Origin of the sequence: Geobacter pickeringii (assembly GCF_000817955.1) — a bacterium.
Taxonomy (GTDB): Bacteria; Desulfobacterota; Desulfuromonadia; order Geobacterales; family Geobacteraceae; genus Geobacter; species Geobacter pickeringii.
Window position 1 is genome coordinate 1,063,137 of record NZ_CP009788.1, and the last position, 24,122, is coordinate 1,087,258.

The 24,122-nt window shown below is 64.4% G+C and carries 21 protein-coding genes; all 21 read left to right on the forward strand.

Annotated features, from left to right (window positions below; all coding sequences use genetic code 11):
* Positions 1 to 99 precede the first annotated feature (99 nt).
* The gene (locus tag GPICK_RS04835; RefSeq protein WP_039740959.1) at positions 100 to 1,344 is read left to right on the forward strand and encodes an O-acetylhomoserine aminocarboxypropyltransferase/cysteine synthase family protein; all 1,245 of its coding nucleotides are present in this window, start codon (positions 100 to 102) and stop codon (positions 1,342 to 1,344) included.
* Positions 1,345 to 1,484: 140 nt separating this feature from the next.
* Positions 1,485 to 1,697 carry a sulfur carrier protein ThiS gene (thiS, locus tag GPICK_RS04840; protein ID WP_039740961.1) on the forward strand — a complete coding sequence of 71 codons (213 nt, stop codon included), beginning with the start codon at positions 1,485 to 1,487 and terminating at the stop codon, positions 1,695 to 1,697.
* Positions 1,698 to 2,510: a HesA/MoeB/ThiF family protein gene (locus tag GPICK_RS04845; RefSeq protein ID WP_039740963.1), complete on the forward strand. Its 813-nt coding sequence runs from the start codon at positions 1,698 to 1,700 to the stop codon at positions 2,508 to 2,510. It abuts the gene before it with no gap.
* Between the two features lie 91 nt (positions 2,511 to 2,601).
* A complete protein-coding gene (locus GPICK_RS04850; RefSeq protein WP_039740965.1) occupies positions 2,602 to 3,000 on the forward strand; it encodes a M67 family metallopeptidase in 399 nt (132 codons plus the stop codon).
* A gap of 141 nt (positions 3,001 to 3,141) precedes the next feature.
* Positions 3,142 to 4,095, forward strand: a complete 954-nt coding sequence (locus GPICK_RS04855) for a 4Fe-4S dicluster domain-containing protein (protein WP_039740968.1) — start codon at positions 3,142 to 3,144, stop codon at positions 4,093 to 4,095.
* A 5-nt stretch (positions 4,096 to 4,100) separates the two neighbouring features.
* Positions 4,101 to 4,325, forward strand: a complete 225-nt coding sequence (locus GPICK_RS04860) for a sulfurtransferase TusA family protein (RefSeq protein WP_039740971.1) — start codon at positions 4,101 to 4,103, stop codon at positions 4,323 to 4,325.
* 267 nt (positions 4,326 to 4,592) lie between these two features.
* A complete protein-coding gene (locus tag GPICK_RS04865; protein WP_039740972.1) occupies positions 4,593 to 6,197 on the forward strand; it encodes a methyl-accepting chemotaxis protein in 1,605 nt (534 codons plus the stop codon).
* A 177-nt stretch (positions 6,198 to 6,374) separates the two neighbouring features.
* Entirely contained in the window at positions 6,375 to 8,354 is a 1,980-nt protein-coding gene (locus GPICK_RS04870; RefSeq protein WP_039740974.1) for a methyl-accepting chemotaxis protein, read from the forward strand.
* Positions 8,355 to 8,590: 236 nt separating this feature from the next.
* Positions 8,591 to 10,798, forward strand: coding sequence for a PAS domain-containing sensor histidine kinase (locus GPICK_RS16855; RefSeq protein ID WP_084201341.1), 2,208 nt, complete (start codon positions 8,591 to 8,593; stop codon positions 10,796 to 10,798).
* Positions 10,799 to 10,861: 63 nt separating this feature from the next.
* Entirely contained in the window at positions 10,862 to 12,274 is a 1,413-nt protein-coding gene (locus GPICK_RS04880) for a sigma-54-dependent transcriptional regulator (protein WP_039740976.1), read from the forward strand.
* A gap of 224 nt (positions 12,275 to 12,498) precedes the next feature.
* Positions 12,499 to 13,617 (forward strand): chemotaxis protein CheB, encoded by a 1,119-nt coding sequence (locus GPICK_RS04885; protein WP_052263288.1) that lies wholly within the window; start codon positions 12,499 to 12,501, stop codon positions 13,615 to 13,617.
* Positions 13,618 to 13,703: 86 nt separating this feature from the next.
* Entirely contained in the window at positions 13,704 to 15,584 is a 1,881-nt protein-coding gene (locus GPICK_RS04890; RefSeq protein ID WP_039740978.1) for a methyl-accepting chemotaxis protein, read from the forward strand.
* Between the two features lie 58 nt (positions 15,585 to 15,642).
* Positions 15,643 to 16,608, forward strand: coding sequence for a sensor histidine kinase (locus tag GPICK_RS04895; RefSeq protein ID WP_052263289.1), 966 nt, complete (start codon positions 15,643 to 15,645; stop codon positions 16,606 to 16,608).
* A 136-nt stretch (positions 16,609 to 16,744) separates the two neighbouring features.
* On the forward strand, positions 16,745 to 17,197 hold the full coding sequence (locus GPICK_RS04900; RefSeq protein WP_052263290.1) for a bacteriohemerythrin: 453 nt from the start codon (positions 16,745 to 16,747) through the stop codon (positions 17,195 to 17,197).
* Positions 17,198 to 17,265: 68 nt separating this feature from the next.
* A complete protein-coding gene (nudC, locus tag GPICK_RS04905) occupies positions 17,266 to 18,138 on the forward strand; it encodes an NAD(+) diphosphatase (protein ID WP_039740980.1) in 873 nt (290 codons plus the stop codon).
* Positions 18,135 to 18,581 (forward strand): DUF4149 domain-containing protein, encoded by a 447-nt coding sequence (locus GPICK_RS04910; RefSeq protein WP_039740983.1) that lies wholly within the window; start codon positions 18,135 to 18,137, stop codon positions 18,579 to 18,581. Before nudC ends, GPICK_RS04910 begins: the two co-directional genes overlap by 4 nt.
* A gap of 233 nt (positions 18,582 to 18,814) precedes the next feature.
* The gene (locus GPICK_RS17490) at positions 18,815 to 18,955 is read left to right on the forward strand and encodes a hypothetical protein (protein WP_158414157.1); all 141 of its coding nucleotides are present in this window, start codon (positions 18,815 to 18,817) and stop codon (positions 18,953 to 18,955) included.
* Between the two features lie 32 nt (positions 18,956 to 18,987).
* Complete coding sequence (locus tag GPICK_RS04915) at positions 18,988 to 20,682, forward strand: hypothetical protein (RefSeq protein ID WP_039740985.1); 1,695 nt, start codon at positions 18,988 to 18,990, stop codon at positions 20,680 to 20,682.
* A gap of 57 nt (positions 20,683 to 20,739) precedes the next feature.
* The gene (locus GPICK_RS17765; protein WP_039740987.1) at positions 20,740 to 21,462 is read left to right on the forward strand and encodes a hypothetical protein; all 723 of its coding nucleotides are present in this window, start codon (positions 20,740 to 20,742) and stop codon (positions 21,460 to 21,462) included.
* A gap of 440 nt (positions 21,463 to 21,902) precedes the next feature.
* The gene (locus GPICK_RS04925) at positions 21,903 to 22,604 is read left to right on the forward strand and encodes a polysaccharide biosynthesis/export family protein (RefSeq protein WP_052263291.1); all 702 of its coding nucleotides are present in this window, start codon (positions 21,903 to 21,905) and stop codon (positions 22,602 to 22,604) included.
* 31 nt (positions 22,605 to 22,635) lie between these two features.
* The gene (locus tag GPICK_RS04930) at positions 22,636 to 24,072 is read left to right on the forward strand and encodes a GumC family protein (protein WP_052263292.1); all 1,437 of its coding nucleotides are present in this window, start codon (positions 22,636 to 22,638) and stop codon (positions 24,070 to 24,072) included.
* The last annotated feature ends 50 nt before the right edge of the window (positions 24,073 to 24,122 follow it).

Sequence of the window (24,122 nt, forward strand, 5' to 3'; positions counted from 1 at the left end):
GGTCAAATAATATATTTTTTGATGCAAATTGATTCAGTGGACATTACGGCGGCCAGCCGACCGCCGGGAGACCGTCAGTGCAGGGGGGAGAATAAGGTCATGAAACGGGAATTTCGCCTCGACACGCTGCTGATCCACGGCGGCCTGGAGCCCGGCCCGGCGGGGGCCACCACGGTTCCCATCGTCCAGTCCTCCTCCTTCGCCCATGACACCGCCGAAGACCTGGAAGACATCTTCCGCGGCCGGCAGGTGGGGCACGTCTACACCCGGATCAACAACCCGACCACCGAGAGCCTGGAGCGCCGTCTGACGCTGCTGGAAGGGGGGATCTCGGCCATCGCCACCTCGTCGGGGATGGCGGCCATCACCCTGGCGGTGCTGACCATCGTCCGCAGCGGCGACGAGATCCTCTCCTCCGCCTCGCTCTTCGGCGGCACCTTTTCCCTCTTCCGCGACACCCTCTCCAACTACGGCATCGCCACCCGCTTCGTCGACCCGAGCGACCTCGGCGCCATGCGCGCCGCCGTCACCGAGCGAACCCGCCTCATCTTCGTGGAAACCATGGGGAACCCGCGGCTCGACGTCCCCGACCTGGCGGCCCTGGCGGAGATCGCCCGGGAGGCCGGCGTTCCCCTTGTGGTGGACGCCACCGTTACCACCCCGGTCCTCGGCCGGGTGAAGGAACTGGGGGCCGACATCGTCGTCCACTCCACCAGCAAGTACATCAACGGCACCGGCAGCGCCATCGGCGGGGCGATCATCGACTGCGGCACCTTCGACTGGAAGCGGGCGAGCTATCCCCACTTCGAGCCGTTCGTGAAGAAGTTCCGCCAGTTCGCCTTCACCGCCCGGGCCCGGAAGCTCATCCACAAAGATCTCGGCGCCTGTCCCGCCCCCATGAACTCCTACCTCTTCTCCGAGGGGATCGAGACCATGGCGCTGCGGATGGAGCGCCACTGCGCAAACGCCCAGCGCCTGGCGGAGTTCCTGGCCGCCCACCCCACGGTGGCGTGGGTCAACTATCCCGGCCTTGCCAGCTCGCCGTGGCACGAGACCGCCAAAGCGCAGTTCGGCGGCCGCTACGGGGCGCTCCTCACCTTCGGCCTGGCCGACAAGGGGGCCGCCTTCCGCTGCATCGACGGCCTGCGCCTGGCCAAGAACCTGGCCAACATCGGCGATGCCAAGACCCTGGTGATCCACCCCGCCAGCACCATCTGCGCCGACTTCGGTCCCGAGGAGAAAGCCCTCATGGGGGTGAGCGAGGAGATGATCCGCGTCTCCGTCGGCATCGAGGCCATTGACGACATCATCGAGGACTTCGGGGAAGCGTTGGCAGGCTGTTGAAACGGAAAAAAGCAATCTGCCACAGAGTCACGGAGACACAGAGATTTTATGAATAAGAGCCTCTCTGCGATTTTCTCCGTGGCTCTGTGTCTCTGTGGCAGAAGTATTGTTTTTTGAACACTAACGTAAAGGAGATCGATATGAACCTGACGGTAAACGGAAAACCTTCCACGGTGGATGGCGCGGAAAGCCTGAACGTGACCGAGCTCCTCTCGGCGCTCACGGTGGCCCAGGCCGAGTACGTGACGGTGGAGCTGAACGGCGAGGTGCTGGAGCGGGAGGCGTTTGACGCCACCACAGTGAAAGATGGTGACAGCGTGGAGTTTCTTTACTTTATGGGCGGGGGACACTAGATGTTCACTGACCAGCAGATCGAGCGCTACTCCCGCCACATCATCCTGAAGGAGGTAGGCGGAAAGGGGCAGAAGAAGCTCCTGGACGGGAAGGTGATGGTGATCGGCGCCGGCGGCCTCGGGGCCCCCATCGCCCTCTACCTGGCCGCGGCCGGGGTCGGCACCATCGGCATCGCCGACGCCGACGTGGTGGACCTCTCCAACCTCCAGCGGCAGGTGATCCACTTCACCGCCGACGTAGGGAAGCCGAAGGTGGAGTCGGCCCGGGAGAAGATGGAGGCCATGAACCCCGACGTGACGGTGCGGACCTACCAGGAGTGGATCTCCGCCGCCAACATCGCCCGGATCATCGCCGACTACGACTTCGTCATCGACGGCACCGACAACTTCGCCGCCAAGTTCCTCATCAACGACGCCTGCGTCATGGCGGGGAAACCGTACTCCCACGGCGGCATCCTCCAGTTCGACGGCCAGACCATGACGGTGAAGCCGGGGGAATCCCCCTGCTACCGCTGCATCTTCCCGGCTCCGCCCCCCAAGGATGCCATCCCCACCTGCTCCCAGGCTGGGGTCATCGGCGTCCTCCCCGGGGTGCTCGGCACCATCCAGGCCACCGAGGCGATCAAGCACCTGCTCGGCCAGGGGGAGCTCCTCACCGGCCGGCTCCTCACCTACAACGCCCTGCGGATGCGCTTCCGCGAGGTGCCGGTGAAGAAGAGCGCCACCTGCCCGGTCTGCGGCGAGAACCCCACCGTGACGGAGCTGGTGGACGAGCTCGATGCGCTGAACGTCTGCGACCTGGAGAAAGCATGAATTTTTGCCACGGAGACACAGAGACACAGAGAAGATTGAACATGGGTTAGGCTGATCTCTGTGTCTCCGTGACAGATTTGGAGGTTTTGCGATGCTGAAAATTCCGCACAACATTTACGACGACCTCATCGCCCACGCCCGGGCCGACTTCCCCATCGAGGCGTGCGGCATCCTCGGCGGCATCGACGGCGCCGTTTCGGCCATCTTCCGGATGGCCAACACCGACCGGAGCAACGAGCACTTCATGATGGATCCGAAGGAGCAGTTCGCCGTGGTGAAGGAGCTCCGCAGCCGGGGGCTTGCGATGCTCGCCGTCTACCACTCCCACCCGGAGAGCCCGGCCCGGCCGTCGGAGGAGGATATCCGCCTGGCCCTCACCCCCGGCGTTTCTTACGTCATCGTCTCCCTGGCCGGGGCGGAGCCCGACGTGAAGTCGTTCCGCATCGTCGACGGGGTGGTGGAGCCGGAGCCGATCGAGATCGTGGAATAAATACGAAGACGGAACTTCCGCCACAGAGGCACAGAGACACGGAGGAAATCACAGAGAGATTTTTACTCACAAGAATAAGATCTCTGTGTCTCCGTGTCTCTGTGGCAGATTGTTCCTTTCGGGCTGAAAGGAGATTTACCCATGTCTGACGAGAAAAAGAGCACCGCCATCGACCTGAAGAACCTCAAGGCCGGCGGCTTCATCAAGGAGCGGGGGAAAGACCTCTTCACCGTGCGGCTGCGGGTACCCGGCGGGCGGCTGCCGGTGGGGCGGCTGAAGAAGATCGCCGAGGTGGCGGAGAAGTACGGCCAGGGGATGGTGCATCTCTCGGTCCGCCAGTCGGTGGAGCTGATCAACATCAACTTCAAGGATTTCGACGCCGTGGTGGCGGAGCTGGGGGAAGGGACCCAGAAGGTCGCCTCCTGCGGCGCCCGGGTCCGGGTCCCCACCGCCTGTGGCGGCTGCGAGTACAACCCCAACGGCCTTGTCGACACCCAGAAGTCGGCCCTGGAGGTGGACGAGAAGCTCTTCGGGACCCCCACCGGCCACCACAAGTTCAAGGTCGGCTTTGCCGGCTGCCCCTTCGACTGTCCCAAGTCGGCCACCAACGACGTCGGGTTCCAGGGAGCCATCTGGCCGGTGCTGGAGCAGGACGACTGCATCGGCTGCGGCCTCTGCGCCAAGTCGTGCACCGAGGGGGCCATCGCCATGGACGACGCGAAGCGCCCCGTCTTCACCGGCGACAACTGCCTCTACTGCGGCGACTGCGTCAAGGTCTGCCCCACCGAGGCGTGGAAGACGGAGAAGAAGGGGTACACGGTGCGGATCGGCGGCAAGTGGGGGCGGCGCCCCCTGGTGGGCACCCTCTTCGCCGAGTTCCTGCCGGAGGATCGGGTGGTCGACTTCATCACCGCGGTGCTCGACTGGTACAAGGAGAAGGCCGAAGGGGAGGGGAGGATCAGGCTCGGCGACGTGATCCGCGCCGAAGGGGCCGCTGCGCTTCTGGGCCATCTGCGGGAGCGGTTTCCCGGCTTCGTGGTGGACGCCACCATCCCCCCTCAGGCCATTGCAACCCAGATCGGAAAGGAGAGGTGAGCACCATGACGACGGTCGATCTGCGCGGGGTGACCTGCCCCACCAACTTCGTCAAGGCCAAGCTGGCGCTGGAGATGGTCGACACCGGCGCGGTGATCGAGTTCCTCCTCGACGACGGCGAGCCGGTGAAAAACGTCCCCCGGAGCCTCAAGGCGGAGGGGCACAAGCTCCTCGGCCTCAAGGAGACCGACGGCTACTACGTCCTCACCCTGGAGAAGGGGGAGGAGTGACGTCCGCCGCAAACATTTGGCAGTGGTCGAGAAGGCCCCGGAGCAGTCCGGGGCCTTCTCGCGTTTGGACGGCACTCTTCGCGCGGTTGGATCTTCTTGAAAGCCGTCGCAGCTGCCCTCCATGGTGACGTAATAATGTATACGTTATGTTACGGCGTATACATTAAAGTGTAACGCCGTCTGCTCCGATAACGGTAAATGCGGTCGTTGTCCGAACCAGGCCGGTCGGCGCGGTCGCAGATTCTGCGGTGTCGAAGGAGAGCATGGATGAAGATCAGAACGAAATTCATAGCGGTGAACGTGATGGTGGTGGGTCTCGCCCTGGCGAGCGTGACGGCGGCCTGCCTCTTCGAGTTCAACCGCGAACTGCGGCATCAGGCGATGATCTCCCAGGAGACGCGCCTCAAGACGCTCTGGGAGTTGCTGCGACAAAAGGGAGGGACCTTTTCGGCGGCCGACGGGAAGCTGAAGGCGGGAGAGTACGTCGTCAACGGCAACTACGAGCTTCCCGACAAGCTGAAGGAGCTGGCGGGGGGGACCGCCACCATCTTTCTGGGGGATACCCGGGTCTCCACCAACGTGCTGAAGCCCGACGGCTCCCGGGCGGTGGGGACCAGACTCCAGGGTCCCGCCTACGAAACGGTCCTTCGCGAGGGGAAACCGTTCCGGGGAGAGGTGGAGGTCCTCGACGTCCCCTACTTCGCCGCCTACGACCCCATCAGGAACCCCCAGGGGGAGGTGATCGGCGCCCTCTACGTCGGGGTCAGGAAGAGCGAGTTCTTCGCCTCCTATGACAATCTCAAGTGGGTCGTCGCCGGCATCGCCCTCCTGATCATCCTGGTGGCGGGGATTATCGCCCGGTTTGTGGTCCATCACCTGTTCAGGCCCCTCGACCGGATGCACGACATGCTCCGCGACGTGGCCGAAGGGGAGGGGGACCTGACCAAGCGGCTCGACTATCTGGAAGCGAACGAGGTGGGGGAGATGAGCCGGTCGTTCAACACCTTCATGGACAAGCTCCACGGGATAATTTCCGTGGTTTCCCAGACGGTGGCGCAGCTGGCGGCGGCCTCGACCCAGGTCCGCGGCTCATCCGAGATCATGGCCGGCGGCGCCGAGCAGGTTGCCGACCAGGCGGGGACCGCCGCCACGGCCGGGGAGGAGATGGCGGCGACCTCCGCCGACATCGCCCGCAACTGCGCCGTGGCCGCCGAGGGTGCCCAGCAGGCCGCCGATGCGGCCACGGACGGCACCACCGTGGTGGAGCATACCGTCACGGTCATGAACCGGATCGCCGACCGGGTGAAGGGGTCGGCCCGAAAGGTGGAGAGCCTTGGGAGCCGGAGCGACCAGATCGGCGAGATTGTCGGCACCATCGAGGAGATTGCCGACCAGACGAACCTCCTGGCGCTGAACGCCGCCATCGAGGCGGCCCGGGCCGGAGAGCAGGGACGGGGCTTCGCCGTGGTTGCCGACGAGGTGCGGGCCCTGGCCGAGCGGACCACCACGGCCACCAAGGAGATCGCCCAGATGATCAAGGGGATCCAGGCGGAGACCCGGTTGGCGGTTTCCGCCATGGAGGAGGGGGTGCACGACGTGGAGACCGGCACCACCGAGGCTGCCCGCTCGGGGGAGGCGCTCCGGAGCATTCTCGACCAGATCAGCGCCGTCGCCCTCCAGGTGAACCAGATCTCCGTCGCCGCCGAGGAGCAGACCGCCACCACCTGCGAGATCAGCGCAACCATGCAGGAGATCAACGGCGTCGTGAAGCATACGGCCCAGGGCGCCCTGGAGTCGGCCGCCGCAGCGAGCCAGCTCAGCAGCCTGGCCGAGGAACTCAGGCAGCTCGTGGGGCAGTTCCGGCTGGCGTAACGGCATCCTTCGCTCCTCCGGCTTCGCCGGGGTACGGGGCCCGTCGGTTTTCCGCGGGCCTCTTTTTTTACGCGGAGGAGCCGGCGGCGCCTCTCTCTCTAAAGTTTGCCGGGAAAATTCCGATGAGATGAAAGAGTACTTATCCGATGCGATGCCGTTGCCCCTAAGGAGGGATCCATGAAAATCAGGGTAAAGCTGCTGCTGATACTTCTGCTGCCGGCGGTCGGACTGCTTTATTTCGCGGCGAAGGAGATCGTTTCGGCGTACCGGCTCATGACCAGGATTAAGACGGTAGCTGCCGTGGCGGAACTGACGGTGAAGGCGAGCGCCGCTATTCACGAGCTCCAGAAGGAGCGGGGGATGACGGCCGGTTATCTCGCCTCGGGGGGAGCGACGTTCCGCGAAGAGCTCCCGCTCCAGCGCCGGGTGACCGATGCCCGGATTGCCGCGTTCAAGGGGGAGGCCGCCGCCGGCGTGGAGCGTCTGGCGATGCTGAGGGAGCCGCTCCAGGCGGCTGCCGGCCGGCTCGGTAAGCTGGAGGAGACCCGGACGGCGGTTTCCTCCCTCGCCCTTCCGGTGAAGGACGCCGTTGCCTACTATTCGGGAACCATCGGCACCCTCATCGATGTGGCGAATACCGTCGTCGAGGCGAGCGACCACCATGAACTGACGAGCCAGGCGGCCGCCTACGTGGCCCTCCTTTCGGCCAAGGAACAGGCTGGGCGGGAGCGGGCGACCCTCAACGGCGTGTTCACCGCCAACGGCTTCGATGATGAAAGCTACCGGCGTTTCGTCTCGGTCCTCGCCGCCCAGGAAACCTACCTGAACCAGTTCAATTTCTACGCCTCGGAACGCTTCCGGACCGCATTCCGGGAGAAGGTGGGGGGGGAGGTCAGCCGGCCGGTGGAGGAGATGCGCCGCATCGCCATCGACAGGCATGCCACGGGGAACTTCGGCGTCGAGCCCCAGGCGTGGTTCGCCGCCATCACCCGGAAGATCGACTCCATGAAGGAGGTGGATGATCTCCTCTCCGCCAGCCTGAAGGAGACGGCGACCAGGCTCGCCGGCGAGGCCCGGAACAAACTGGTGGCCAGCATTGCCATTTCGACGGTCCTGCTCCTGCTGGCGGGGATCGGGGGGCTCTTCCTGGTGGCGAGCATCATGCGCCCCCTCAACGGCATCCTCGTCATGCTGAAGGACGTGGCCGAGGGGGAGGGAGACCTGACCAAGCGCCTCGATGCCGGCAGCCGTGACGAACTGGGCGAGATCTGCTCGCTCTTCAATATCTTCATCGAGAAGCTCCACGGAATCATCCTGCGGGTCGCCCAGAACACGGCCCAACTGGCGACCGCCGCATCCCAGGTCTACGGCACCTCGGAGCAGATGGCCACCGGGGCCGAGGAGGTCGCCTCCCAGGCGGGAACCGTCGCCATCGCCGGAGAGGAGATGGCGGCGACCTCTGCGGAGATCGCCCAGAACTGCGCCATGGCGGCGGACGGGGCCCGGCACGCCACATCTTCTGCCACTGGCGGGGTGGCGGTGGTGGAGGGGACGGTGGTGGTCATGACCCGCATTGCCGAGCGGGTGACGGAGTCGGCCCGCACCGTCGAGAGCCTCGGGAGCCGGAGCGACCAGATCGGCGCCATCATCGGCACCATAGAGGATATCGCCGACCAGACCAATCTCCTGGCGCTGAACGCCGCCATCGAGGCGGCCCGGGCCGGGGAACAGGGGCGCGGGTTCGCCGTGGTGGCCGACGAGGTGCGGGCCCTGGCGGAGCGGACCACCCGGGCGACGCGGGAGATCGGCGAGATGATCAAGTCGATCCAGGCCGAAACGCGGGGGGCGGTCGCCTCCATGGAGGAGGGGGTGCAGGAGGTGGGGCGCGGCACCGCGGAAGCCGGCAAGTCGGGGGAGGCGCTTCGGGAGATCCTGGCGCAGATAAACTCCGTGGCGATGCAGGTGAACCAGATTGCCACCGCCGCCGAAGAACAGACCGCCACCACCAGCGAGATCAGCCGCAACATGCAGGAGATCACCGACGTGGTCCACCATACCGCCCGGGGCGCCCAGGAGACGGCGGAGGCAGCCAACCAGCTCAACCGCCTGGCCGAGGATCTCCAGCGCCTCGTCGGGCAGTTCCGGCTGGCTGGATAGCCCCCTGGCGAGTCCGGGCTCCCGGCGGGCAGCGCTCCACAGTTTGCAGGTGAAACGGGTCGGCATGAAGCCGGCCCGTTTTTGTTTCTTTACCTTTACCTCATTGTATGCCACGTTATACTTCCGCTCAAGTCTGACGGCTGAAAACCGATACATACAGAAAGAGCACCGCATGTTCTCCTCCAGAAAATCACGATGGCCGGTGGCATAGCCGCCGGTTCCGGCAAGGTTCTTTCATGACTCCGGACCGCAGAATCGCTCTCAGAATCGCCGCCACCTACGCCGTGGTCGGGGCCCTCTGGATCCTCTTCTCGGATCAGCTGCTGGCGCTCGTCGCCACCGACGTGAGGTCGGCAGCCGCCATCAGCATGGTCAAGGGGTGGATCTATATCGCCGTCACGGCGGCGCTCCTCTTTGGCCTCGTTTCCCGTCACGTGAAGACAATCCTCTGTGCCAAGCAGGAGTTGTGCAGGCGCAACGAGGAGTTGACGGAGACCGAAGAGGAGCTCATCCGGCAGATGGAGGAGCTCCGCCGCAGCCAGCGGGAGCTCCACGACTCCACCCAGACCCTCCAGGCGCTTTTCCAGGCCTCGCCCGTCGCCATCGTCGCCGTCGATACCGACGGTTTCGTCACCCTCTGGAACAATACCGCCCAGCGGCTGTTCGGCTGGCGGGAGGATGAGGTGATCGGCCAGCAGTACCCCCTCCTTCCCCCCTCCGAACTGGCGACCTTCCGGCACCGGCTCGAACGGACCCTCCAGGGGGATTCCCTGGAGCTCTCCCGCCAGCGGCGGATGACCAAGAGCGGCGCACTCATCGAGGTGGAGCTCGCCTCGGCACCGCTCTTCGACGAGGCCGATACCGTCTGCGGCGCCGTCGTCGCCCTGGCCGACTGGTCGGAGCACCAGGAGTTGGAGCGGAACCTGGAGCTGACCCAGTTCTCGGTGGACCATGCCGCCGCCGGCATCGGCATCATCGCGCGGGACGGGCGGCTCGTCCAGGTCAACGATACGATGTGCCGGGTCCTCGACTACGGACGGGACGAGCTCCGGGCCATGACCGTCCTCGATATCGACCCCGCGCTCACCCCGGAACTGTGGCAGCGGCGCTTCAACCAGGTCCGCCGCGACGGCTCGCTGGTTTTCGAGGTGGAGCGGCGCCGCCGGGACGGGAGCATGGTCCCCGTTGAGGTCACCGCCACCTATTTCTCCTACGAGGGGGAGGAGTATTTCTGCTCCTTCGCCACCGACATCTCCGGCCGCCGGGCCGCCGAGCAGGCGCTGCGGGAGAGCGAGGAGCTCTTTCGCCAGCTCTTTACCCAGAACGAGGACGCCATCGTCCTCCTGACTCCGGAGAGCTTCGACGTCATCGACGCCAACCCGGCGGCGGAGGAGCTCCTCGGCTTCCAGCGGGAGGAGCTGGTGCGGCTCGGCCCCTGGTCGTTTATCGCGCCGGACGACTACCGGTCGTTCATCCAGGCGGTCCCCCGCCTGAGCGACCGGCCGTTCCACCTCGACCGCCTGAACGCCCTCAGGATGGACGGGACCCGCATTTTCGTGTCGATCTGGGGGAAAACGGTCCGGCTGCGGGAGAAGGAGGTCATCTACTGCTCCATCCGGGACATAACCGAGCGGGTCAGGATGGAGGAGGAGATGAAGAGCAACCAGTCGCGGCTCATTCACGCCAACAAGATGGCGTCGCTGGGGGTGCTGGTCTCCGGCATCGCCCACGAGATCAACAACCCCAACAGCTACGTCTCGGTGAACGCCACGCTGCTGCGCGACGTCTGGCGCGACGCCACGCCGGTGCTCGACGAGTATGCTGAGGAACAGGGGGACTTTTCCCTCGGCGGCCTCCCGTTCTCCGAGATGCGAGAGACGGTGCCGAAACTCTTCACCGGCCTCGTGGAGGGGTCGCGGCGCATCAGCGCCATCGTCAGCAACCTCAAGGAGTTCGCCCGGGAGGACACCGGCGGGCTCTCCCGGACGGTGGACGTGAACCGGGTGCTCCACGACGCGGTCACGATCCTCGATCACCATATCCACAAGCTCTCCGACCGCTTCGCCGCCTCCTACGCCGACTCCCTGCCGCCGGTGCGGGGGAACCAGCAGCAGATCGAGCAGGTGATCATCAACCTGTTGATGAACGCCCTGCAGTCCCTGCCGGAGCGGAGCCGCGGCATCGAGGTCGCCACCCGCCACGATGCGGAGCGCCAGCAGGTGGTAATCACGGTGCGCGACGAAGGGAAGGGGATGAGCCGCCGAGTGATGGAGCGGATCACCGAACCGTTTTTCTCCACCCGCCTCGACCAGGGGGGGACGGGACTCGGGCTCTCCATCTCCGCCTCCATCGTCAAGGAGCATCGCGGGACCCTGGAGTTCGAAAGCCTCCCCCGCCAGGGGACCACCGCCATCGTGCGGCTGCCGGTACACAAAGCGGACTGATTTCACGCTGCAATTGCCCGTGCTTCATCCACCCCTCACCCGGCCTTCGATTCAGGAGCAGCAATGGACTCACACCCCACCACCTTCACGATCCTCCTCGTGGACGACGAGGAGGAGATCCTCTTCAGCATGCGGACCCTGTTCCGCAGCGCCGGCTACCCGGAGGTCCTCACCGAGAGCGACAGCCGCCGGGTGATGCCGCTCCTCGAGCGCCAGCCGGCGTCGCTCATCCTGCTCGACCTCTCCATGCCGTTCGTCTCCGGCTTCGACCTGCTCCGGCAGATCGCCCCCCGCTTCCCCCAGGTGCCGATCATCATCGTCACCGCGGCCAACGAGCTGGAGATGGCGGTGGAATGCATGAGGAGCGGGGCGTTCGACTATTTCGTGAAGCCGGTGGAGCGGAGCCGCCTGCTGGCCAGCGTCCAGCGGGCGCGGGAGCTGAACGGCCTCCGGCAGGAAGTGTCGACCCTGTCGCGGCAGCTTATGGCCGGCCGCCTCACCCACGCGGAGGCCTTCGCCCCGATCATCACCTGCAGCGACGGCATGCAGGGGATCTTCCACTATCTGGAGGCGGTGGCGGCCACCGACCAGCCGGTGCTGGTCACCGGCGAAACCGGCACCGGCAAGGAGCTGGCAGCCCGGGCCGTCCACGACGCCAGCGGTCGCAAGGGGGCGTTCGTGGCGGTGAATGCCGCCGGCCTGGACGACATCATGTTCTCCGACACCCTCTTCGGCCACCGCCGCGGCGCCTACACCGGCGCCGACCAGAAGCGCGAGGGGCTCATCGCCCAGGCGGCGGGGGGGACCCTCTTCCTCGACGAGATCGGCGATCTGGCCGAGGCGTCGCAGGTGAAGCTGCTGCGGCTGCTGCAGGAGCACGAGTACTACCCCCTCGGTTCCGACATCCCCCGCAAGAGTGACGCCCGGATCGTGGTCGCCACCAATCGCGACCTGCAGCAGATGATGGCGGCCGGCACCTTCCGCCGTGACCTCTTCTTCCGCCTCTCTGCCCACCGGGTGACGCTCCCTCCGCTGCGTGAGCGGCGGGAGGACGTCCCGCTGCTGGTCGACCACTTTCTGGAACAGAGCGCCGCGGCGATGCGGAAGAAGAAGCCGACCCCGCCGCCGGAACTCTTCCAGTATCTCTCCGCCTACTCCTTCCCCGGCAACATCCGCGAGCTCCAGGCCCTGGTGGCCGACGCCGTGGCCCGCCACCGGCAGGGGGTCCTCTCGCTGGAGAGCTTCAGGGAGGTGACCGGCGTTTCCCACTGCGCCGATCTCGGCGAGGTTCCCCGGCAGATCGCGGGGATCGTCGGCGCCTCCGACCGCATTCCGACCCTCAAGGAGGCCGAAGATGCCCTCATTGCCGAGGCCCTTCGCCTTGCCGGCGGCAACCAGGGGCTCGCCGCCTCCTACCTCGGCATCACCCGGCAGGCGCTCAACAAACGCCTCATCCGGCGCGGCGAGTCCGGATAGCGCCGGTCTCTACCGTGCCGTTCCCCACCCCTGCGACACTTGTTGCAGCGGTCCCATGATTTGCACCGGCCATGTCACGCGATTTCAGCCTGTTAGGTGTCGGGCGCTCCCCGGTCGCAACGGCTGTCGCACCCATGCGGGCAGCGTCGAAGTTCTATCGGCTCGAAAATGCTGACAAAAAGTGGTAAGGCCACTTTGGCACTGTCTCTGCTACCCCGAGAGACATGACAACGGATCGTGCATCGGCGCCGCTCGGCGTTCTCATCGCGGCATATTCTCCCTGGCTCCGCAGCCTTCTCACCGAAACAGTCGCATCCCAGCCCGGCCTGGCGGTTACGGCCGCCTTTCCGGACCTGCGCCAGGTCAGGTCGGCCCTTCGCCACCAGCGGCCGGACGTGCTGCTGCTGGACATGGAGATGCCCCACCGCGACAGCGTCGTCTTCATCGAGCAGTTGATGCGGCAGCGGCCGATGTCGGTGGTGGTGGCGGCCCCTTTGACGGAGAAGAGCGCTTACCTCACGCTCCGGGCGCTGGAGATCGGGGCGGCGGACTTCATCCCGGTGCCGTTTCCCGGGGAGGAGGGGGACCTCTCCTCCTACGGCGAGACGGTCGCCGCGGCGATCCGCGGAGCAGTCCGGGTCAGGCTCAGCGTGGCGGCACGGCGGCGGGGCACCCGCTCTGCGGGGATGCACGGCACCCTGCCGGTGCTTCCCTCCCTGCCGGCGGCAGCGGTGGCCGGAAAGATCATCGTGGTCGGCAGCGCCGCCGGCGGCACCGAGTCCCTGGTGGAGTTCGTCTCCGGCCTTCCCTCCAACTTTCCGCCCGTCGTCGTCGCCCAGCCGATGCCGGCGCCGTTCAGCACAGTGCTCGCCCGGCGCCTCGATCATCTCGGCACCGCCTCCGTCCGCGAGGCCCTCGAGGGGGTTCCCCTCCTTTCCCGCCATGTCTATCTCTCGTCGGGAGACCGTCCCCTCGCCATCGAGCGGTGCGGCTCCTGCTTCGTGGCGAGAACGGTCGGAGTCGCGCCCGGCGGCGGCAGCCGCTCTCCGGTGAACCTCCTCTTCCGGTCGGCTGCCCGGTCGGCGGGTGAGGATGCCACCGGGGTGGTCCTGGCCGGCCAGGGGAGCGACGGCCGGGAGGGGGTGGCGGAGCTGCGCCGGTGCGGCGCATTCACCATTGCCCAGCCGCAGGACGAATGTCTCGCCCCCGAGATGCCGCGCGAAGCGGCGGCCGGCGGGGTGGCCGCCGTTGCCACGGTGGACGAGATCCCGCGGCTCATCGCCCGTCGTCTCACCCGTGGGGAGGAGGCGTTTGCCGCCGCGGCGGTGAATTTCAGCTACTGATTCCACCGTGCTTTCACGTTGACAAATTTCCCCTCACCCCGTCCCCTCTCCCTGAGGGCGAGGGATAAAAAAGGAGGCAGAACCCGATGAGCATCAGGTCCAAAGTCTATGCAACGGTCATCGCGCTCTTCACTGTGGCGGTGGCGGCGCTGATCTGCGTTACGTTCACGAGCACCAGGCGCCTCATGACCGACCTCGTCACCGGCGACCAGCTTCGCATGGCCCGCGACAACGCCGCCGGCGTTGACGGCTGGGTGCACGCGAAGCAGCAGCTCATCGGCACCGGCGCCAAGGAGCTGTCCCAGTTCGCGTCGGTGCCGAAGGAGCATGCAACGGGGGTCATCAAGCTGCTCCAGGAGACCGGGGGGTTCGCCACGGTCTACCCCGGGTACGAGGACGGCTACTTCGTCTCCTCCGACGGATGGGTCCCCGCCGCCGACTACGACCACCGCAAACGTCCGTGGTACGAGCAGGCGAAGCGGGAGATGAAGAGCGGCCAGACCGAGCCCTACGTGGATGCCCAGACCGGCAAGATGATCATTTCGTTCATGGCGCCCATCACCCCCGGCGGGAGGTTCACCGGCGTCCTCAGCTCCGACATCACGCTCGATTCCATCGTCCAGAAGGTGCTGGCGATGAAGATCGGCACGAGCGGCCACGCCTTCGTCGCCGACAGGAACGGCAAGATCCTGATCCATCCCGACAAGGAGCTGGTGCTCAAGAAGAAGATCCAGGATCTGGTCCCCGGTTTCGCCGGCTTCGGCGAGGGGGCCGGCCATACCGAGTATGATGGCAAAGAGGGGACCTGGCTCCTCTCCTACGCCCCGATTCCGGCGGCGGGCTGGTACCTCTGCGTCACCGTGAAGAAGGATGAGGTCTACGCCCCCCTCAACCGGCAGCTCGCCACCATGGTCGTCACGGCCGCCCTCTTCCTGGCGGTGGGCGTTGGCGTGCTCGTGGTGCTGCTCCGGGTGCTGCTGCGTCCCATCGGCACCCTGATCGGCCGCCTGGAGGAGGTGACCGACGGCAGTGGCGACCTGAGCCGGACCCTGGCCGTGGACACCAACGACGAACTCGGCGCCGTGGCCCGGCACTTCAACTCCTTTACCGACAAGATCCGGACGATCCTCCTCGGGGTCTTCCAGCGGACCGAGCAGGTGGCCGCCTCCAGCAGCGACCTCGCCGGCAGCGTCTCCAGCATCGCCCAGGGGATCGGCGAGCAGACCCACCAGACCACGGAACTGGCCACCGCCATCACCGAGATGAACGCCACCATCGCCCAGATCGCCGAGAACTGCCAGATGGCGGCCGCCAAGGCGAACGAGACGGCGGACATCGCCAACGACAGCCATGCAGCCTTCACCGCCACCATCGACAAGATGGGAGAGATATCCGACAACGTGGGACGGTTTTCCGGGGTGATCCGCAAGCTCGGCTCGTCGGCCACGGAGATCGGCCAGATCACCAACGTCATCAACGACATCGCCGACCAGACGAACCTCCTGGCGCTGAACGCCGCCATCGAGGCGGCCCGGGCCGGGGAGCAGGGGCGCGGTTTTGCGGTGGTTGCCGACGAGGTGCGGGCCCTGGCGGAACGGACCCAGAAGGCGACGAAGGAGATCAACGACATGATCCGCGACCTCCAGCGGGAGACCGATACCGCCGTCACCTCTATCGACGGCGTGGTGAGCGATGTGACCACCGGCAGCACGATGGCCGGCGAGGCGAGCCGCAAGCTCATGACCATCATCGACCACACCAACGCCACCAGCGGCATGGTGATCCAGATCGCCACGGCGGCGGAGCAGCAGTCGGCCACCACCAACGAGATCTCCACCAGCGTCGACTACATCAGCGGCATCACCGACGCCAACGCCCGGCAACTGGAGCTTATCAACGACTCGGCGGCGGAGCTGCGCGCCGTGGCCGACGACCTGAAGGCCGCGGTTTCCGCCTTCCGACTCTGACGACCGGCGGGGCCGGCGCCGAAGGGGTGCCGGCCCCCCGTTCCTGCAAGGGAGCAGCATGACGTTTCCGGTTAATCAACTCGTTTCTTTTACCCTGGGCTGTGCGGTGGCGGCCGGCGCGGCCGGGGTCCTGTGCCGCCGGCGCCGTTCGGGAGCGGCGGCGGAACGCGAACGCCGGCGGAGCGAAGAGGAGATCAGGCGCCTCAATGCCGAGCTGGAGTCCCGCGTCGCGGAGCGGACCGCCGAGCTCGCTCTTGTCAACCAGTCGCTCACGCTGGAGATCCAGCAGCGCAAGCAGGCCCAGGAGGAGATTTCCTGGCTCGCCGCCGACCTGGAGCTGCAGAAGGAGGCCCTGGAGGCAGCCAACCATGAACTGGAGTCGTTCAGTTCCTCCGTCTCCCACGACCTGCGGGCGCCGCTGCGCCACGCCAAGGGGTTCTCCCAGGCATTCCTGGAGGATTTTGGCGAAACGGTTCCTCCCGAGGGGGTGGTGCAACTGGAACGGGTGGTTGCCTCCTGCGCACGGATGGAATCTCTCATCGACGATCTGCTGAAGCTGGCCCGGGTCACCCGGGCGGGAATCCACTGCCGCAGCGTCAACCTGAGCGACCTTGCCCGGGAAGTCGCCGAGGAACTCCGGCAGAACCGGCAGGGGAGGCACGTGGAATTTGTCGTCTCCCGGGAGGCGCAGGTCTTCGGGGACGAGCATCTGCTCCGGATCGCACTGGAGAACCTCGTGGGGAACGCCTGGAAATATACCGGCAAGAGGGATGGCGCCGTGGTGGAATTCGGCGTGCGGGATGGGGAGGAGCGCGTCTTCTTCGTTCGCGACAACGGCGTCGGCTTCGACATGGCTCATGCCGACCGGCTTTTCAACCCCTTCCAGCGTCTCCACAACCAGGCCGACTTCGACGGGACCGGCATCGGCCTCGCCACGGTCCAGCGGATCGTCCACCGCCACGGCGGCCGCATCTGGGCCGAGTCCGCGCCCGACGCCGGGGCAACCTTTTTCTTCACGCTCTGATTTCCGGTCTTCCTCCCTTACCTCAGCCGGCGGATTCTTCATCGTGCCGGGTCAAGATTGTGCCGTTTCCTCCGATATGAAACAGTAAGAACTTTATCCGTAAATAACTGGTCCCGTGCCGGGAGGGGGAGAACATATGTTTGTGGAATGGAAAGAGTCTTACGCGGTGGGGATCGACGAGGTGGACCGCCAGCACCGGGAGCTCTTCGCCCGGTTCGAGACGTTGATGAATGCCATCGGGGCGGGGAAGGGGAAAGAGGAGCTGTTGTCCCTGCTCGGGTTTCTCGATGACTATGTCATTGCCCACTTCCGCGACGAAGAGGAGCTGCACCGGACCCACCACTATCCCGACGCGGGGTTCCATCGCGAGGCCCACGCCGTCTTACAGCGGAAGCTGGCCACCCTCCGGGGGGAGATCGAGACCAGCGGCATATCGAACCTCATGGTGATCCAGACCGGCCGGACCCTTTTCAACTGGCTCGTCGACCATGTCTGCGGCAGGGACCGGCATTTCGGCGAATTCTTGAGAGGGGGAGGGGCGGAGCGCATCGAGGCGCTCGCCGGCGCCGGCGCCGAGATCGAGTTGTAGTGCGCCAAGTTCATGTTGCAAGGCCGTCGCGCGGAGGGTATCCTTGATTTTTCCCAGGAGGGCATCCCATGCGCTACCCCGAAACGGTCAATCTTCCCTTCAATGCCACGCTTCTCGCCGACGGCTTTGTCCCCACCCCCCCCGGCCTCCCCGACGACGGCGAACCGGGCCTCTGGCTCGTCATCCGGGGGAGCGCCCTGGTGGTGGAAGAGCGGGGGGGCCGTTTTCTCCTCCCCGAGGGAGAACGTCCCCAGTGGCTCACCACCGAGCATGAACCGATCCGTTTCGGGATGTGGGGGGGGAAGCCGCTGCGTGCCGTCCGGATGTCCGCCAAGGAGGTGCTTCCGGCGCCGCTGGTGCTGGAGCCGTTCAACTCCGCGGCGGACCACCTCGACGACGTCTCCCTCACCCTGGGGGGGATGGCCAGCCAGCTTCTCCACTGGAGCGGCAACAGCCGCTGCTGCCCCCGCTGCGGCGGCCCCCTGGAGCCGATTCCCGGCACCTGGGGGAAGCGGTGCACCCCCTGCCGCGCCGAACACTTTCCCCACATCCACCCCTGTGCCATCATCCTGGTGCGCCGCGGCGACGAATTCCTCCTGGCCCGCAAGCCCGAGTGGCCCGAAGGACGCTACGGCCTCGTCGCCGGCTTCCTCGACTTCGGCGAGTCGCTGGAGGAGTGCGCCCGCCGCGAGGTGCGGGAGGAGACGGGGGTGGAGGTGACGAACATCCGGTACGTCGGAAGCCAGTGCTGGCCCTTCCCGAGCCAGCTCATGGCCGGGTTCGTGGCCGACTACGCCGGCGGCGAGCTGCGCTGCGATCCGACGGAAATCGAGGACGCCCGCTGGTTCTGCGCCGCCGACATGCCCGCCTCTCTCCCCGGCCGACGCAGCATCGCCCGGTGGATCATCGACACCTACGCCCTGGAAGGGGAAGCCCCATGAGTTCGACCATTCTCGTCTCCCTCTGCCGCCTCGCCGTCTCCTTCTGGGTGGGGGGCGCCGCCCTCTTCACGTTCCTGCTGACGCCGATCATCTTCAAGGTCGAAAACCGCGACGCTGCCGGCCGGATCGTCGGTTACCTCTTCCCCGGCTACTTTCGCTGGGGGCTCGCCTGCGGCTGTGCCGCCCTGGCTGCGCTCCTTGTCGTGCGCGGCCGGCACTGGATTCCCGGCGCCGCCCTCCTTCTCCTCATGCTCGCCGTCACGGCGTTCCAGGCTTTTTACGTCGAGCCGAAGGCCGCCGTCCTCAAGCAGCAGATCCCCTCCTTCGAAACCACCCCCAAGGATCACCCCCTGCGCCGGGAATTCTCCCGTCTCCACGGCATCTCCGCCGTCTGCAACCTCTCGGTCATCGCCGGCGGGGTGGTGCTGGTGGTGCTGCTCTGACCCCAGGAGAAAACGCCATTCCTTTTCGCTGTTGATCTAGTAACCCTGCCGTATCCTTTTTTTGTCTGTTCCCCACAAATTAACTAAAGTTTTTTCGGCCCAATCCGAAAGAGTAACTATCCGACCGCGGCGTGGCTGCAAGGAGTCGCATTGCAGCCAGCCGTTTTCTGCCATGCCCCCCCTGTGTTCCCCCATCCGACTGAACCGGATAATCCAATAAATGGAGGTAAACGATGAAGAAAAGGATTGTGGTTGCAGCTGGTTACGCCTGTCTTCTCGGTGTGCTCATGCTTACGGCGGGGTGCGGCGGCAGTTCCGGCAGCAGTTCCGGCGGGAGTGGTCCCGCGGGAACCGTCCAGGGGAGTGCCAAGTAGCGGACTGAATTAACAGTTTTGGAGGGATCACTATGAAGAGAAACATCATCAGGGTCATCGGTGCCGCCGCAGCACTCCTTGTGGCGGGGGTGCAGGGCGCACTGGCCCTTACCGCTGGTTCTTACAGTGTTACCGTCAGCAAGCTCAACGGTAACGGCACCCTCTCCGATCTTCAGACCGTGTCGGCCACGGCCGATACCTCCGGTAAGCTGTCGTTTACGCTCTCGACGCTGCCGACGAATGCCGATGTCAATTTTCTCGTCTTCACGATCAAGGATGCAAACGGTGTGATTGTCCGCAAGGGGCTCGTTCCCGCTCCGCCGGCCGGCAACGCCAACAAGATCGGCATCAATGACCTGGCCACGGTCCAGGCCGACGCATTCCTTAAAGGAGCCGAACTGGCCGGGAGCGACGATCCGGTCCTTGCCGCCTATCTCCTCGTGCTCCTTCGCTCTCCCCAGGTAACTCCTTCGGACATAGTTGCCCTTGGAAACCTCGGCAAAGCCGCAATCCTGGGGGGGAGTGGCTTTGAGGGGTATGTGGCCACCAACGGCGCTACCCCCGCCAAGCTTGCTGCGCTCAAGAAGTGCCTGGTTTATAACCCCGACGGAACGAAGAAGACCCTGAAGCATTTTGCTGAAGGCTTTTTCAATGCCGTCGAAAGCACCACCGCCGGTGCCGCCCAGGACGAGATGCAAAAGGCAGGCGGGCTCATGGCAGATGTGTTCATGGACGCCGCTGCCTGTGCCGATATCGAACTGGGAGTCATCACCAATGCCCACGAGGCGGCTGGCGACGCCGCCCAGGCCAGCGGCTATATGGGTGGCATTTCCTCAACTGTCATGAAATCCCTCGATAGTTCCATGTCGGCATTTCACCGGAAGGTTGGCATGGTCAAGATGGTCGCCGAGTACACTGACGCGCTGAAGGTCCTTGGTGCCACCGGTACCCAGGTGGACCAATTTGTCGCCGCCGCCACGGCCCTGGCCCAGGCATCGGCGGCAATCGACACCCAGTATAAGGATTTCTACTCGGATCCCGATGCCTACCTCTCCAGTCACCCCGGCTCCAACCTGACTACGATCAAGCAGGCCATCGACACCCTTTACCAGAATGCCTGGACCACCTTCCAGAGTGCCATCGCCGCATCAGGAGCAGACATTGCCGCCCTGAAAGCTGCCATTACAACCACCCTTTCGGGTATCGTCCTCCCCACCGATTTCGGAACGTTCCGCGATACGACCGGAACCCAGAAAAACTGGCCGGTGCAACAGGTCGTCATGGTGAAATGGCTGGTGGGGCTCATCGCTAACGGCGGCATCGTCACGTACACCCGGACGACGCCACCGATTCCGACCATGATGCAAAACTGGCTTGGCACCTGCTCTAATACCCAGTACTGGGACATGATGCATTGCCAGCAGAATGGTGGAACCTGGACATCCCAGCGTCGCGATTACAGTCACATGACACCGTCTGCTGCATTCAACTCCTATCTCGGTCTGCAGGAGGATGTGAGCATTGCCGAAATGACTAAGTTCTCCATCTGGGACAACAATGCCCAGCCCACCTCAACCCAGCGCCAGACGGCGGAATTGAGCTTTATCGCCGCCCTGATGACCATCCAGGGGAACTTTGTGGCGACAAAAAATGCCGCCGGGATGGCGGTAACCGATGCGGAAAAGGAGGCGATGGTCAAGCTGATGCTGCAACCCCATGCCGATTAGCGGTTGAACCGACACGAAGACGGCGGGGGGCGCCCCCGCCGTCAATCCCTTGGGCCCATGACGTTTCAGAGGACTTTCATCGCCTCGGTTATCCTGCACGTGGCAGTTGCGCTGCTGCTCTCTCGCTTTGCGTCCACGCGGCCTGTCGCCGATATTCAGACCAACCGTTGGATTGTGGACCTGAATACTTCACTCCTTGCGGACGATGCTCCCGTATCCCCCCCCACCGACATCCCTACGCCCAGTACCGGTCCGGTGCTCCATGATGATCTGCCCTCACCCCCAGAGACGCTCTCTTCTCCCGATGCCGATACCAAACACCAGACGCCTTCAGCGCCGGAACCGGCCACTGCCGGAACCGATCCTGGCGCTTCCCTGCAGGCGGAGCCATCTCTCTCGGCCGGGACAAACCAGATGATGCAGATGAACCATGCCTTCATGAACACCATGAATATGCAGTCGATCATTGTCAAGACGCGCCAGTACTATTCAGTTGCCGCGAAGGCCCTGAAGGGGATGGTGGAGAGCTCACTGACGCCGGAGGACGCCGCTCAGTTGGAAGGGTACACGGGGACGATCGTGGTAACCTACGGAAAGGGTAACGGTCCCGACTCCTTCGATATCGCAACGGACAATGAGCATCTTCGAGCCCTGTTGAAAGAGAAGGTTCGTTGGGACGCCGTACCGTCCCCCCAGGGGTATCTTCTCCCCTTTTCGAAGGTTGCCTTTACCATCGGCGTAATACATGGGCGAATTGGTATCGGCATTTCACCCAGTTGATCTTGTTCATCCTCCGGATGCCGAATTCACGGACAACCGACACTCCCCTCACGTTGCATCCTTTTTCGAGCAGATAGACTCCTTACGGGCATTTATTTCCGCCTCTCTCCCCGCCTGCGTGTGCCGACGGATGACGTAGTTCAAATTAGGTCGCAAGTCTGTTGGTAACATGCCGCGATTAGTTCTCTTTTTTGTTTCTTTGTTGTTGTTTTTAGGTTCGCAATCTTGACTCGCTCCGGCTGTGCTGTATAAAATTAATAAATTGCTAATTGATATGAATTAAGTTTTGCGGGCACATAATCACACACGCCGACCCGTTTGGTCGGCGCCAGTTTCTGCCACAGTCCCATTGTTCCAGCCGCAGATTGCGACGGGCACGGGAGTTTGGCTGGCAGTCTTCCGTTTGAACACAACCTGCAGCAATGGCGATTCGGATTTCTATGCAGATAGCGGCTCTTCAAAAAAGTCTGTGGTCGACGTTTATCCTCTCCCTCTTGCTGGGAGCCTGCGCCTCACCCCCCTCCCGCATCCCTCCCGTCTCCGCGAGAGAAACGGGGGAGTCTCCTGCAAGGGGAGATTACCGCATCCAGGCCGGCGACCAGCTCGACATCAAGTTCTTTTACAATCCCGAGTTGAATGAGCAGATGACGGTCCGCCCCGACGGCAAGATTTCACTCCAGCTCATCCACGATACCCCCGCGGCCGGCCTGACCCCCGCGGAGTTGATGGGCCGCCTTGCGGAGCTCTACCGGAAGGAACTCAAAAATCCGGAGGTGGTCGTGATCGTCCGCTCGTTCAGCGACCAGCGGGTGTATGTGGACGGCGAGCTCAACAAACCGGGGGTGTTTCCCCTGGTGGGGAGCATGACCGCCATGCAGGCGATCTCCCAGGCGGGAGGGCTCAAGGAGACCGCCGGCTCCGCCGAGGTCCTCGTCATCCGGCGCGGCGCCGACAACCGGCCCGCCATCATGACCCTGAACATCGACAGGGTGCTGGACGGCACGGAGTTGAGCCAGGACATCGTCCTCCACCCCTATGACATCGTGTACGTTCCAAAATCAACCATAGCCAACGTGAACCAGTGGGTCGATCAGTACCTCCGGAGAAACATCCCGCTTCCCCTCTATCTGCCGCTGAACTGACCTCGCACGGGCGAACATGCATGGAGGCCGAGTGCGCCAGAACCTGCAGGACATTACCGCTCGCGAGCTTCTTGCCGTACTTTTCCGGCAGCAACGTCTCCTCGTATCCGTTCTGGTGGCGGTGGTGCTGGTCGTGGCGACCGTCACCGTCCTCACCCCCCCGACGTACGAGGCCCGAACGACCCTTCTGGTGAAGTTCGGGAGGGAGTATGCCTACCATCCCGAAGTCGGCGAACTGAAACCCGCCATTGCGCTCACCCCCGAAGAGGTGCTGAATTCGGAAATTCAGATTCTCAACAGCACCGACCTCATCGAACGGGTCATAGAGACCCTCACCATTTCCGCGCTGTATCCGCGGCGGTTCCAGGCCGGATCGGCGCTTTCCCTCGACGATGCCCGCCAGAGATTTGCCCGGAGCCTTTCCGTGGAAGCCGTCCGAAAATCCAATGTCATCCAGCTTTCTTTCCGCCACCGCGACCCCAAGCTCGCGGTCCGGGCGCTCAACCTGCTGGTGGAGCTGTACAAGGAGAAGCATCTGAAGGTCCTGAGCGACGGTCAGACCGGCTTCCTTGACAGGCAGTTGAAGGACTATGAAAAAAGCCTCCATCGCTCGGAAGAGCGGCTGGAAGCCTATCGGCAGAGCAACGGCGTCTTCTCGTACGATGAACAGATGACGCTGCTGCTTCGGCAGCGGGCGGAGATGGATGCCGTGCTGAAAGACTCCGCCATCAAGATCGGCGAGCTGCAGAAGCGGCTTGGCGCTCTCCGGGCGGAGTTGGGGAGCTTTACCGACAATCCCGATCTCCACACCGAGACTGAGCGGGGAAGGGCCGTCACCGAGGGGAAGATGAAGCTGCTCTCCCTGCAGTTGCGGGAGCAGGAGCTGCTGCAAAAGTACAGCGAGAATAACGGTCAGGTGCAGGACATTCGTCGGCAGGTGCAATTGGTGAAAGAGTACCTGGCCCAGGAGGAGAACGATATCCGCCGCAAGGTGAGGACCGGCAACACGGTCTACCTGGACGTCAACAAGGAGATCATCAGGAGCGAAGCCGAACGCCGTTCCCTGGAGTCGCGTCATAAGACGGCCATGCTCCTGCTGGGGCAGCTTAACGATGAGATCAGGCGCCTTGACCGGCGTGAAAAGGGATTTCTGGACCTGAAGCGGGAGCTGGCGGAAAACGAGAGAAACTACCAGCTCTATCGGGGGAAGTTTGAGGAGACGCGCATCTCGTCCGACCTGAACCAGCAGAAGATCGCCAACATCAGCATGATCCAGCCCCCCTCGGTCCTTCCCAGGCCAGTGAAGCCGCACGTGGCGCTCAACCTTCTGGCCGGCGTCGTGCTCGGGCTTCTGAGCGGGATCGGGGCGGCGTTCGGGAACGAGTATCTGCCGGGCATGCTGCGGAGTACGAAACCGGTGCAGGAACGTCACCCCCCCGCTGTCGATATCGGCTTTATCGGCGACTAACAACGGCAGACCTTTCCTTTGCGGGCCGGTCTGGCAATGGGGGCGCTCCG